This is a genomic window from Pantoea sp. Ap-967 (genome assembly GCF_011752565.1).
Lineage (GTDB): Bacteria > Pseudomonadota > Gammaproteobacteria > Pseudomonadales > Pseudomonadaceae > Aquipseudomonas.
In genome coordinates this window covers 217,874-231,306 of the sequence record NZ_VWXK01000008.1, presented here as the reverse complement: position 1 = coordinate 231,306, position 13,433 = coordinate 217,874, and the positions used below count along the sequence as shown (strand labels likewise).

Here is a 13,433-nt window from a genome sequence, read left to right as displayed (position 1 = left end):
CCGAGTACATCCATTACTACAACCACGAACGAATCAAAATGAAGCTCAATGGCCTGAGTCCTGTGGCTTACAGGACTCAGGCTGAGGTAGCCTAGCTTCGACCGTCTAACATTTGGGGCGCAGTTCACACGCTTGTAGGAGCGGGCTTGCCCCGCGAAAGGGCCGCCACAGGTTGCAGACGAACGGCCCCTTGCCAACCCGCTGCCGACCCGCCATAACCAACACATGAACCTGCCCGCCCACCAGCACCCCGTGCTCGAACTGTTCCACCCGGCCATCGGCACCTGGTTCCGCCAGCACTTCGCCACGGTCACCGATGCCCAGGCCCGTGCCTGGCCGCTGATCCACGCTGGCCAGTCGATGCTGCTCGCGGCCCCCACCGGTTCCGGGAAAACCCTGAGCGCCTTCCTCGCGGTGCTCGACGAGCTGTTTCGCCAGGGCCTGGAGCACGCTGGCGAACTTCCAGCGCACACCCAGATCGTCTACGTTTCCCCCCTCAAGGCCCTATCCAACGACATCCGCCTGAACCTCCAGGCACCGCTCGAAGGCATCCGCCAGGCCCTCGAAGCCCAAGGGCTGCAGGCCCCATGCATCACCAGCGCCGTGCGCACCGGCGACACCCCGCAAAAAGACCGCGCCGCCATGCGCAAGCGGGCCCCGCACATCCTGGTGACCACACCCGAGTCGCTGTACGTGCTGATGGGCTCGGCCTCGGGCCGCGCTGGGCTTGCCAGCGTGCACACGGTGATCGTCGACGAGATCCACGCCCTGGCGGGTAACAAGCGCGGCGCCCACCTGGCGTTGACCCTGGAGCGCCTGCAGGCTTTATGTGCTCGCCCGCTACGGCGTATCGGCCTGTCGGCTACACAGCGCCCGGTGGAGCGCGTGGCGCAGTTTCTGGTCGGCCATGACCGACCCTGCGCGATCGTCGATGTCGGCCATGCGCGCCAGCGCGACCTGGCCATCGAAGTGCCGCCGGTGCCCCTCGGTGCGGTGATGGCCACCGATGTCTGGGGGCTGGTCTACGACCGCCTGGCAGACCTTGCCCGTGAACACCGCACCACGCTGGTATTCGTCAACACCCGGCGCCTGGCCGAACGCCTTACCCGCCACCTCGGTGACCGCCTGGGCAAGGGCGCTGTTGCCGCGCACCACGGCAGCCTGGCCAAGGAGCTGCGCCTGGAGGCCGAGCAACGCCTCAAGCGCGGCCAGCTGCAGGTGCTGGTGGCCACGGCTTCGCTGGAACTGGGCATCGACATCGGTGATGTCGACCTGGTTTGCCAGATCGAATCGCCCGGTTCCATCGCCGCCTTGCTGCAGCGGGTTGGCCGCTCCGGGCACCAGGTGGACGGCATCCCCAAGGGCCGCCTGTTCGCCACCTCACGCGATGACCTGATCGAATGCGTGGCGTTGCTGGACTGCGTGCGCCACGGCGAACTCGACGAGGTGCACATTCCCAGGGCGCCACTGGACGTGCTGGCCCAGCAGATCGTCGCCGAGGCCAGCAACCAGGCCTGGGAGGAAACCGCGCTGCTTCACTGCCTGCGCCAGGCCACGCCCTATGCCGCACTCGATGCCGCCCATTACCAGGCACTGCTGCGCATGCTTGCCGAGGGCTACAACGGCCGCCAGGGCGTGCGCAGCGCCTACCTGCACCGCGATGCGGTCACTGGCACGGTGCGCGGGCGGCGCGGTAGCCAGCTGACAGCGCTGACCAGCGGCGGCACCATTCCGGAAACCGCCGACTACGCCGTGCTGCTCGAACCCCAGGCCTTGAGCATTGGCAGCGTCAACGAAGACTTCGCCGTGGAAAGCATCGCCGGGGATATCTTCCAACTGGGCAATGCCTCCTACCGAATCCTGCGGGTCGAACCTGGCCGGGTGCGGGTCGAGGACGCCCAGGGCCTGCCGCCGACCATCCCATTCTGGCTAGGGGAGGCGCCGGGGCGCAGTGACGAGCTGTCCGCCGCCGTCGCCCGCCTGCAAGCCCGCCTGGATGCGCAGCTGGCGCTGAACCGGGGCGAGCTGACGGCCGTGCAACAATGGCTCCAGGCCACCTTCGAGCTGACCCCCGCCTGCGCCAGCCAGTTGCTCGACTACCTTGGCCGCACCCGCGAGGTGCTTGGTGCCCTACCCTCGCAGCAGACGCTGGTGATGGAGCGCTTCTTCGACGAGTCGGGCGGCACCCAGCTGATTATCCATTCGCCCTATGGCAGCCGCATCAACCGCGCCTGGGGCCTGGCCTTGCGCAAGCGCTTCTGCCGCACCTTCAACTTCGAACTGCAAGCCGCCGCCAGCGAAGACGCCATCGTGCTGTCGCTGTCGACCAGCCACAGCTTCGAACTGGACGAGGTGTGGCGCTACCTGAACAGCCGCAGCGCCGAGCAGATCCTGGTCCAGGCCCTGCTCGAAGCGCCGCTGTTCGGCGTGCGCTGGCGCTGGAACGCCAGCGCCGCCCTGGCCTTGCCGCGTTTCGTTGGCGGGCGCAAGGTGGCGCCGCAAATCCAGCGGATGAAAAGCGAAGACCTGATCGCCGCTGTGTTTCCCGACCAGATCGCTTGCCTTGAGAACATCGTGGGCGAACGGCAGATTCCCGACCACCCGCTGGTTGAACAAACCCTCGATGACTGCTTGCACGAGGCGATGGACAGCGAAGGCTGGCTGGCCCTGTTGCGGCGCATGGAAAGCGGCCAGGTGCGCCTGCTGTGTCGCGACCTGCCAGCGCCCTCGCCCCTGGCGGCGGCGATTCTCAATGCCCGCCCCTACAGCTTCCTCGACGATGCGCCCCTCGAAGAACGGCGCACCCAGGCCGTGCTGAACCGGCGCTGGAACGACGTGGCCAACACCGATGACCTGGGCGCGCTGGACGCCGATGCCATCGCTGCCGTGCGGGCCGAGGCCTGGCCTGCGCCAGGCAATGCCGACGAAATGCACGAAGCCTTGATGGGCCTTGGCGCCATCAGCCAGGACGAGGTTCAGGCCAATGTTGGCTGGGACGTGCTGCTGCAGCAGTTGGCCAAGGCTGGCCGGGCACTGCGCTTGGCCGATGAACGCCTGTGGCTGGCGCGCGAACGCCAGAACCTGCTGCAGGTGCTGTACCCAGGCTCGCGCCTGGAACCGGTGTTGGGCACGCTCCCGGGCTTTGACCAGCCCATCGACCCGGACACCGCCCTGGCCGAACTGCTGCGCGCCCGCCTGAGCGGCCATGGCCCGTTGACCCTGGCCGAGGTCGCCGGCCCCCTGGGCAAGCCCGCCGTCGACGTTGAACAGGCCCTCGCCCGCCTGGAAGCCGAGGGCCTTGTGCTGCGCGGCCACTTCAGCCCCGGCGAGCAGCCGTTGCAATGGTGTGAACGGCACCTGCTGGCGCGCATCCATCGCTACACGGTCAAGCGCCTGCGCCGGGAAATCGAACCGGTCAGCCTGCAGGACTTCATGCGGTTCCTGTTCGACTGGCAGCACCTGGCCGCGGATGAGCGCCTGCGCGGCCCGCAGGCGGTGGCCGAGGTACTGGGCCAGTTGCAGGGTTTCCCCAGCGCAGCCGGTGCCTGGGAGGCCGAGTTGCTGCCCGCGCGCATCCAGGACTACAGCCCGCACTGGCTCGACGATGCCTGCCGCAGCGGGCAGTTCGCCTGGAGCCGGCTGGCGGCGACGGTGGCCAGCACCACCTTGGCCAGCACGCCGCTGGTGCTGCTACCCCGTGAACACCTGGGCCTGTGGCGCAGCCTGGCGCCGGTGCCGGCCCAAGATAGCCTCGGCGCGCGGGCCCAGCGTGTGCATGAAGCGTTGCAGGGGCAAGGCGCGCTGTTCTTCGATGAACTGACCGACGAGGCCCATCTGCTGCCCAGCGAGTTGGAAACGGCTCTGCAGGAACTGGTGGGGGCAGGCCTGGTGGGCGCCGACAGTTTCACTGGCCTGCGCAGCCTGATTACCCCGGCGGCGAAACGCCCGTCACGCAACAGCCGCCGTGGCCACCCGCCGATGTCCAGCAGCATGGCCCACGCCGGGCGCTGGGCGTTGTTGCGCCGGGGCAGCGGCGATGTCGACGGGCAACAGCGCCTGGAGCAGGTCGCCCGGGCGCTGCTGCGCCGCTATGGGGTGATCTGCTGGCGCTTGCTGGAACGGGAAAGCGATGTGCTGCCGCCCTGGCGGGAGTTGCTGCGCTGCTATCACCGCCTGGAGGCACGCGGGGAGATTCGCGGTGGGCGCTTCATTGCCGGGCTTGCCGGTGAGCAGTTCGCCCTGCCCGAAGCGGTCAGCCTGCTACGCCAGGTAAGGCGGCGGGCGCCCGAGGGCGCGCTGGTGATGGTCAGCGCCAGCGACCCGCTGAATGTGATCGGTTCGTTGTTGCCGGGGGCGAAGGTGCCGGCGATGAGTGGCAACCGGCTGTTGTATCGCGATGGGGTGCCGGTGGCGACACGGATCGCCGGGCGGTATGCGTACCTGGTCGAGGCAGCGGCCCAGGAACAGGAAGGTTGGCGGCAGAAGCTGCTGCGCGGTAGTGCGTGACGCACGCTCTCATGGAACAAATCGCAAATATCTGATTTAACAGAGAATCCTGTGGGAGCGGGCTTGCCCGCGAACACCGGCAACGCCGGTGCCATCCACCGCGTCGCCTGCTTCGCGGGCAAGCCCGCTCCCACAGGAGATCGCAGACTGCCTGCGTGCACTGTTCCCTGCGCGACAGCGCAGCCCGAGAGGCCCAAGCGAGAATGATTTTCGCTACCCCGATTTTAATTTGCACTGCCACACAACTTGGCTATGGTCGGGGTTTGCACCAGGCCCTGAGCCTGACCGCGCCATCGCAAGGATCCCGTATGAGCCTGTCACTTCTCAGCCGCTATGCCTTCTTCTCCGCCTGCGTCCTGTTCACCCTGGCCAGCCTGCCGTTCCTGCACCATGAATGGCTGTGGCCGTTCACCCTGGTCACGGGCGTGCTCAGCCTGATCGGCATATTCGACCTGCTGCAGCAACGCCACGCCGTGCGCCGCAACTACCCGATCCTGGGCAACATCCGCTACCTGGTCGAGGGCATTCGCCCGGAAATTCGCCAGTACCTGCTGGAAGCCGACAGCGATGCCCTGCCCTTCTCCCGCGCCCAGCGCTCGCTGGTGTACGCCCGGGCCAAGAACGAGGCCTCGGACAAGCCATTCGGCACCCTGATCGACGTGTACGAGTCGGGCTTCGAGTTCATCGGCCACTCCATGCGCCCAGCGCCGCTGACCGACCCGGCAAGCTTTCGCATCATCGTCGGCGGCCCGCAATGCACCCAACCCTACTCGGCGTCGATCTTCAACATTTCCGCCATGAGCTTCGGCTCGCTCAGCGCCAACGCCATCCGCGCGCTGAACAAGGGCGCCAAGCTGGGCAACTTCCACCACGACACCGGCGAAGGCAGCATCAGCCCCTACCACCGTGAGCACGGCGGCGACCTGGTGTGGGAACTGGGCAGTGGCTACTTTGGCTGCCGCACCGCCGATGGCCGTTTCGACCCCGAGCGCTTCGCCGCCCAGGCGCGAAGCCCGCAAGTGCGGATGATCGAAATCAAGATGAGCCAGGGCGCCAAGCCCGGCCATGGCGGCATTCTGCCCAAGCACAAGGTGACCCGGGAAATTGCCGAAACCCGTGGTGTGCTGATGGGCGAAGACTGCATCTCGCCATCGCGCCACAGCGCCTTCTCCACCCCGATCGAAATGATGCAGTTCATCGCCCAGCTGCGTGAGCTGTCCGGTGGCAAGCCGGTGGGCTTCAAGTTCTGCCTGGGCCACCCGTGGGAGTTCATGGGCATCGCCAAGGCCATGCTGGAAACCGGCATCCTGCCCGATTTCATCGTCGTCGACGGCAAGGAAGGCGGCACCGGCGCGGCGCCGGTGGAGTTCACCGACCATATCGGCGTACCACTGCGTGAAGGCTTGCTGTTCGTGCACAACACCCTGGTTGGCCTGAACCTGCGCGACAAGATCAAGCTCGGCGCCAGCGGCAAGATCGTCAGTGCCTTCGACATCGCCAGCGTGCTGGCCATCGGCGCCGACTGGGCCAACTCGGCGCGTGGCTTCATGTTCGCCATCGGCTGCATCCAGTCGCAAAGCTGCCACACCAACAAGTGCCCGACCGGCGTCGCCACCCAGGACCCGCTGCGCCAACGCGCCCTGGTGGTGCCAGACAAGGCCCAGCGGGTGCTGAACTTCCACCACAACACCCTGCGCGCCTTGGCCGAGATGCTCGCCGCCGCGGGCCTGACCCACCCTGAGCAACTGGAAGCCAGGCACCTGGTGCGGCGCATATCGGCCACCGAGATCAAGCTGTTCTCGCAGATGCACGTGTTCCTCAAGCCTGGGGAATTGCTCACCGGCGAGGTCAACGGGCAGTTCTATTCACGCATGTGGCAAATGGCGCGGCCCGACAGTTTCGAGCCGCAGGCAGCCTGAATGCCTTGAATCGGCTTTCAGTCTTCCTTGAAGGTAGAGCGCTGCTGCTGGCGGGCCCGGTGCCCGGCGACGGCCCGTATGACATAGCGCGGGCGGTGCTTGGCTTCCATGTAGATGCGCCCGACGTATTCGCCCAGCACGCCGATGCCGATCAGCTGCACGCCGCCCAGGAACAAGATGGCGGCCATCAATGAGGGGTAACCGGGCACCGCGTTGCCGAACAGCCATTTGTCCATGACCTGCCACAGCGCGTAGCCCAGCGCGGCCAGGGCGATGCTGCCGCCGAGGTAGGTCCACAAGCGCAGCGGCACGGTACTGAACGAGGTGATGCCGTCCAGCGCCAGGTTCCACAGGCGCCAGCCATTGAAACGGCTTTTGCCGGCCGTGCGTGCGCAGCGGTCGTACTCGACCAGCGTGGTCCTGAACCCCGCCCAGGACAGCATGCCTTTCATGAACAATTGCTGCTCGGGCATCGACTTGATCACTTCCACCACCTTACGGTCGAGCAGGCGGAAGTCGCCAACGTTCTCCTCGATGCGGATCTGCGAGATACGGTTGAGCAGAAAGTAGAAACCCGCCGCCGTGCAGCGCTTCAAACGGCTGTCGCAGGACCGGTCACGGCGCTTGGCCAGCACCACGTCAAAGCCTGCCCGCCATTGCTCGATCAGCAGCGGGATCACCTCGACCGGGTCTTGCAGGTCGACGTCGATGGGGATGACCGCATCGCCACTGGCTTGCTCCAGCCCGGCGAACAACGCAGCCTCCTTGCCGAAGTTGCGTGAAAGGTCCACCAGCGCGACGTCGGGGTCGCCGGCAATGAGCTGGCGAATCTGCTTTTCCGTTTCATCCTGGCTGCCATCGTTGACGAACAACAGCTCGACCTGATCGGCCTCGTTGGCCAGTGCCCGGCGAACGGCGTCATAAAAGGGCCGGATGGCCTTCTCTTCATTGAACACTGGCACGATCAGGGAAATGTCCATCTGCGCGGCTCCGTTACCAACATCGCGTTAGTATTAATACCAACGTAGGAGAAACCCCAGGGCCCCACCACTGACAGAAATGCCAGTTGACGCCGCCAGGCAGCGCTGCAGGGGCCAAGCGGCGTACCGGTGGTCTACCCGCCGGAGACGGCAAGGAACCCGCCCCGGCCGTGGGCGATCTTCTGTGATACTTCCAGACAGGGGCAATGACCATGAACCCAGGCCGCGACCTTCGCATCGACTTCTTCCGTGGCCTGGCCCTGGTGTTCATCTTCTGGGACCACATTCCCGACAACCCGCTGGGCAACCTCACCGTGCGCAACATCGGCTTCAGCGACGCGGCGGAAATTTTCGTGTTTCTCGCTGGCTACGCCGCCGTGCTGGCCTATGGCAAGGTCGCCCGGCGTGACGGCTGGCTGGTGGCCAGCGTGCGCATTCTGCGCCGGGTGTGGGTGCTGTACGTGGCGCATATCTTCCTGCTGGTGCTGCTGATGGGCATGGTGTTCGTGGCCAACCACCACGCCCAGCGGGACATGATCGAGGGCATGGGGCTGACCTATTTCCTCAACGACCCACAGCAGGCACTGGTGGACGAGCTGATGCTGCGCTTCAAGCCCAACCTGATGGACCCGTTGCCGCTGTATATCCTGCTGCTGCTTGGTTTGCCCGTGGCATTGCCGCTGCTGATGCACCGCCTGGCGTTGGCGGTGGGCTTGTCCCTGGGGCTTTATGGGCTGGTGCAGGTGTTCAAGTGGAACCTGCCGGCCCAGGCAGGCGGGGTGTGGTATTTCAACCCGTTCGCCTGGCAGTTGCTGTTCGTGCTGGGGGGCGCGATGGCCCTGCTTGGGCAGCGCACGGCCACTGCCAGGCCCAGCCCGGCCTGGCGCCAGCCGTTGTTCGTGGCCGCCACCGGCGTGGTGCTGGCCAGCGCAGTGGTGGCGATGGCGTGGCGTTGGCCGGCCGTGCACGATGTGCTGATCCCGCGCTGGCTGGGGGAATGGATCTACCCGATCGACAAGACCAACCTGTCGCCCTTGCGCCTGGTGCAGTTCCTGGCGCTGGCCTACTGCACCGCCAGGCTGGTGGGCAGCGGGCCATGGCTGCACGGCTGGCTGGCCCGGCAGGTTTGCCGGATCGGGCGCTATTCGCTGGAGGTGTTCTGCCTGGGCGTGCTGCTGGCGCCGCTTGCCGATGTGCTCAATGCCCAGGGCGGCGACCACTGGCCGGTGCAACTGCTGACCGCGCTGGGTGGGCTGCTGGCGATGCTGATGCTGGCGGGGTGGTTGGACTGGAACAAGCGGCTGGGGCAGGCGGTGCTTTCGCGAGATTTGCTCGCTCCTACCGGGCCCCGGTAAACCTGATAGGAGCGAGCAAAGCTCGCGATAGGGCCGCAACGCGGCCCGCTTTCTACAAATTTTTCACCCCATCCCGTCAACGTCTAAGCTTCAGGCAAGCAACACGAAAATACCTGGCCGGAAAGAAGACTATGGGCGCACTGTGGCAATCGGAACCAACCAGAACGGAAGCACCCGAGGTACCACCGGCCGAGACGCCACCCGCCAAGTCCCCCCGTCAGCGCAGGCTCTGGTGGCGGCTGATCATCCTGATCCTGCTGGTGGCACTGGTTGCCATCGGCTTCGCCGCCTATGACGAGTTCCGCACTTCCAACCTGCAATCGCGTGAATTCAGCAAGCTGGCCACCACCCTCACCTACTCGCTGAACGCCGGCCCCAGCGACGCCATCGTCTACCCGGGCGACGGCCCGTTCGACAAGCGCCTGGGCTACAGCGCCCTGGGCGAATTCCTGCCGCGCCTGCTCAAGCGCGACTACCTCATCAGCCAGCAAGTGCAGTTTTCCCCGGCACTGATGAGTTACGCCGAACATGGCCTGTTCGTGCCCTATATCGAGAAGATCCAGGCGGGCCTGTCGATCACCGATTGCCGGGGCGATGCGCTGTATCAATACAACTACCCGCAACACCTGTACCCCGATTTCGCCTCGATCCCACCGGTGATGGTCAACAGCCTGCTGTTCATCGAGAACCGCGACCTGCTCGACACCCAGGACCCGAAGAACAACCCGGCCGTGGACTGGCCGCGTTTCGCCAAGGCCGCCTACAGCCAGGTGGCCAAGTACCTGGCCCTGCCCGGCCAATCCGCTGGCGGCAGTACCTTGGCCACCCAGCTGGAAAAGTACCGCCACTCGCCTGACGGGCTGACCGTGTCTGGCGCCGAGAAGATCCGCCAGATGATTTCGGCCAGCGTGCGCGCCTACCAGGGCGGCCCGGACACCACCGAGGCGCGTGAGCGGATCGTGCGTGACTACCTCAACAGCGTGCCGCTCTCGGCCGTGCCTGGGCATGGTGAGGTGCATGGCATGGCCGAAGGCCTGCGGGTGTGGTACGGCGCTGATTTCGACCAGGTCAACCAGGCCTTGACGGCCACCACCACCGACCCCGACAGCATGGCCGCGCGGGGCCTGGCCCTGCGCCAGGTACTGTCGCTGATGATCGCCCAGCGGCGGCCATCGCATTACCTGTCCAAGGGCCGGGTCGAGCTGGCCGAACTCACCGACTCGCACATCCGCGTGCTGGCCGCGAACAAGGTCATCGACCAGCCGCTGGCCGACGCGGCGCTGGCCAGCAAAGCGGTGTACCGCGACTGGGTGGCGCAGCCGACCATCGTGCCGATCATCACCAACAAGGGCATCAGCCTGGCGCGCAACCGCCTGGCGGCGATGCTCAACCGCCCGCTGTACGACCTGGACCGCCTGGACGTTTCGGCCACCAGCACCTTGCAGGCCGACCTGCAGGTGCAGGTGAGCCAGTACCTGAAAAACCTCGCCGACCCGGAATTCGCGGCGAAGATCGGCCTGATCGGCGAGCGCCTGCTCACCGCCAAGACCACCGACCAGGTCAGCTACAGCTTTACCCTGTTCGAACGCACCGCCGATGGCTCGCGGGTGCGGGTGCAGACCGACAGCACCAACCAGCCCTTCGATATCAACGAAGGCAGCAAGCTGGAGTTGGGCTCGACGGCCAAGCTGCGGGTGCTGACCACCTACCTGGAAATCATCGCCGAACTGCACGACAAGTATGCCGGCAAGCCTGCTGCCGAACTGAAGAAGGTCGATGTCGCCGAGCTCGACCGCATCACCCAGTGGTCGCTGGAATGGCTGGAGCAGAACAGCAAGAACCAGAGCCTCGACGCCATGCTCGACGCCGCCTTGGAGCGCAAGTATTCGGCCAATACCGGCGAGGCCTTCTTCACCGGCGGCGGCATGCACGTGTTCAACAACTTCCGCAAGGAAGACAACAACCGCAACCCCACCCTCAAGGACGCCCTGCGCGAGTCGATCAACCTGCCGTTCATTCGCCTGATGCGTGACCTGGTGCGGTACTTCACCTACCAGCAGCCGTTCAACCGGGTACCGCTGCTCAAGGACGACAACGACCCGCGCCGCCAGGAGTACCTGGCGCGCTTCGCCGACAAGGAAGGCACCAGCTACCTGATGCGTTTCTGGAAGAAATACCAGCGCAAAACCTCGCAGCAGCGCCTGGATACCTTCCTCGACAGCATGCGCGCCACCCCGCAACGCCTGGCCGCGGTGCACCGCTACCTGTTCCCGGAAGCCGGGCAGGAAACCTTCAACGCCTTCGTGCGCGCCCACAGCAAGGATGACAAGCTGGCCGTGGGCAAACTCACCGATGGCAAGCTGGCGGAAATGTACGAGGCCTACGGCCCCGGTAAATACGACCTGCCCGACCAGGGCTATATCGCCAAGGTTCACCCGCTGGACCTGTGGCTGCTCGGCTACCTGCTGAGGAACCCGTCTTCGACCTTGACCGAAATGGTCAACGCCAGCCGCTTCGAACGCCAGGAGGTGTATGGCTGGCTGTTCAAGAGCCGCTACCAGGGCGCGCGTGACAGCCGCATTCGCACCATGGTCGAGATCGAGGCGTTTCTGGACATTCACCAGCGCTGGAAGCGCGTGGGCTACCCGTTCGACCACCTGGTGCCGTCGCTGGCCACGGCCATCGGCAGTTCCGGCGACCGCCCGGCCGCATTGTCGGAGCTGGTGGGCATCATCCAGAACGATGGCGTGCGCCTGCCTACCCTGCGGATCGACACCCTGCACTTTGCCGCCAACACGCCCTACGAAACCAAGCTGGTCAGCGACCCGGACCGGGGCGTGCGGATCTTGCCAGTGGAAGTGGCGCGGGCGCTCAAGGGGGCCATGTCGCAGGTGGTCGATGCCGGCACCGCGCGGCGCATTTCCGGCAGCTTCAAGCTCAACGACGGCACGCCCCTGGTGATGGGCGGCAAGACCGGGACCGGCGACAACCGCATCGAAAGCTTTGGCGCGGGCGGCCGGTTGATCGGCTCGCGCTCGCTGAACCGCACGGCCACCTTCGTGTTCTTCCTTGGCGAGAACCATTTCGGCACCCTGACCGCGTTCGTGCCCGGGCGCTCGGCCGAGGCCTTCAAGTTCACCTCGGCGCTGCCGGTGCAGGTGCTCAAGGGCATGGCGCCGATCCTGATGCCGTACCTGCAGCCGGGCAACCCGAACGAGTGCAAGCCGCCGGAAGTGGCCATGCCTGCACCTGGGCCCGGGGCCGGAAGCGACTCATCTAAAACGTAGATGATAATCATCGGCATTTAGAGGCTTGTGTTTAGATATATCTTGAGTAATATCTTGCGATATATCTAAACACAGGGAGCCTGCTGATGCGCGACCATTCCCACCATGACCCCTTCGACCGTCGCCCCGCCCGTGGCGAGCGCGGCCCACGGGTTTTCGCCCCGGGCGACCTGAAGCTGCTGATGCTGTCGATGCTGGCCGAGCAACCGGGCCACGGCTACGACCTGATCCGCCAGATCGAAGGCTTGTTCGACGGCAGTTACAGCCCAAGCCCGGGCGTGATCTACCCCACCCTCAACTTCCTTGAGGAAGCCGAGCTGATCGCCGGGCAGGTTCACGGCAGCAAGCGCCTGTACGCCATCACCGCCGCCGGCCGCAAGGCGCTGGACGACCAGGCGGTCGCCCTCGACGGTGTGCGCATGCGCATCGAAGTGAGCAAGCGCGCCCTGCGCGGCCATGACCGCCCACCTGAAATCCACGAAGCCGTCGGTAACCTGCGCCACGCCCTGCACATGCACAGCGGGCGCTGGACACCGGAAGAAATCGAACGGGTACGCAACCTGCTCAACGACACTGCCAAGGCCATCGCCTGCGGGCCGGCCGATCCAGTCAGGGAGAATCCCCATGAGTGACACCATCCACCGCGTCAACCACGAAATCCGCCAACGTCGCCTGCACGTGCTGCGGGTGACCGACCTGACCCCACGCATGCGCCGCATCACCCTTGGCGGTGAGGAACTGCAGGGTTTCACCAGCGTGGGCAGCGACGACCACGTCAAGTTGCTGTTCGCCGAAACCGCCGAACAGCAGCAGGCCATCGACGCCCGCAACCTGGGCCGCGACGGCGGCGCCCGGCCGACCATGCGCGAGTACACGCCACGGCGCATCGACCTGGTGAACAACGAACTGGACATCGACTTCGTGCTGCACGGCGACGGCCCTGCCTCCACCTGGGCCGCCCAGGCGGCGCCGGGGCAGACCCTGAACATCGCCGGGCCGCGGGCGTCGCTGGTGGTGCCGGATATCTTCGACAGCTACCTGCTGGTGGGTGATGAAACGGCCATTCCGGCCATTGGCCGGCGCCTTGAGGAACTGCCAGCCGGGCGGCGGGTGCTGGCAGTGATCCAGATCGAAGATGAACAGGAGCGCCAGCCACTGCCGAGCAAGGCCGAAGTGGAAGTGCGCTGGGTCAAGCGCGATGAAGACCTGCTGGCGTTGCTGCAAGGGTTGGCATTGCCATCGGGCAAGCTGTACAGCTGGGTAGCGCTGGAGAAGTCGCTGACCCGCCAGGCCAAGGCGCTGTTGCTGGACAAGGGCGTGGCGGAGGATGCGTTGAAAGCGGCGGCCTATTGGCGCGCCGATGGAACTGCCGACGACGAGTGATCG

8 protein-coding genes are annotated in these 13,433 nt (G+C 65.8%); 7 read left to right on the top strand and 1 reads right to left on the bottom strand.

Annotated elements, in window-relative coordinates; translation table 11 throughout:
• The 3 genes from F3J45_RS11490 to F3J45_RS11480 form a co-directional block, all read left to right on the top strand.
• Positions 1-95, top strand: a 95-nt coding sequence (locus F3J45_RS11490; RefSeq protein ID WP_167061942.1) for an IS3 family transposase, incomplete at its 5' end; no start/stop codon positions are given.
• Between the two features lie 130 nt (positions 96-225).
• A complete protein-coding gene (locus F3J45_RS11485; protein WP_167061939.1) occupies positions 226-4,506 on the top strand; it encodes a DEAD/DEAH box helicase in 4,281 nt (1,426 codons plus the stop codon).
• A 308-nt stretch (positions 4,507-4,814) separates the two neighbouring features.
• The gene (locus F3J45_RS11480; RefSeq protein WP_167061936.1) at positions 4,815-6,425 is read left to right on the top strand and encodes an FMN-binding glutamate synthase family protein; all 1,611 of its coding nucleotides are present in this window, start codon (positions 4,815-4,817) and stop codon (positions 6,423-6,425) included.
• A gap of 17 nt (positions 6,426-6,442) precedes the next feature.
• On the opposite strand, the gene F3J45_RS11475 is transcribed toward F3J45_RS11480, so the two are convergent.
• Positions 6,443-7,405, bottom strand: coding sequence for a glycosyltransferase family 2 protein (locus F3J45_RS11475; protein ID WP_167061933.1), 963 nt, complete (start codon positions 7,403-7,405; stop codon positions 6,443-6,445).
• A 206-nt stretch (positions 7,406-7,611) separates the two neighbouring features.
• Between F3J45_RS11475 and F3J45_RS11470 the strand changes: the two genes are divergently transcribed.
• From F3J45_RS11470 to F3J45_RS11455, 4 genes are all read left to right on the top strand, one after another.
• On the top strand, positions 7,612-8,760 hold the full coding sequence (locus F3J45_RS11470) for an OpgC domain-containing protein (RefSeq protein WP_205300478.1): 1,149 nt from the start codon (positions 7,612-7,614) through the stop codon (positions 8,758-8,760).
• A 131-nt stretch (positions 8,761-8,891) separates the two neighbouring features.
• Positions 8,892-12,047 carry a transglycosylase domain-containing protein gene (locus tag F3J45_RS11465; protein ID WP_167061930.1) on the top strand — a complete coding sequence of 1,052 codons (3,156 nt, stop codon included), beginning with the start codon at positions 8,892-8,894 and terminating at the stop codon, positions 12,045-12,047.
• Between the two features lie 86 nt (positions 12,048-12,133).
• Complete coding sequence (locus F3J45_RS11460) at positions 12,134-12,679, top strand: PadR family transcriptional regulator (RefSeq protein ID WP_167061927.1); 546 nt, start codon at positions 12,134-12,136, stop codon at positions 12,677-12,679.
• Positions 12,672-13,430, top strand: a complete 759-nt coding sequence (locus F3J45_RS11455) for a siderophore-interacting protein (protein WP_167061924.1) — start codon at positions 12,672-12,674, stop codon at positions 13,428-13,430. The genes F3J45_RS11460 and F3J45_RS11455 overlap by 8 nt, the downstream gene beginning before the upstream one ends.
• The last annotated feature ends 3 nt before the right edge of the window (positions 13,431-13,433 follow it).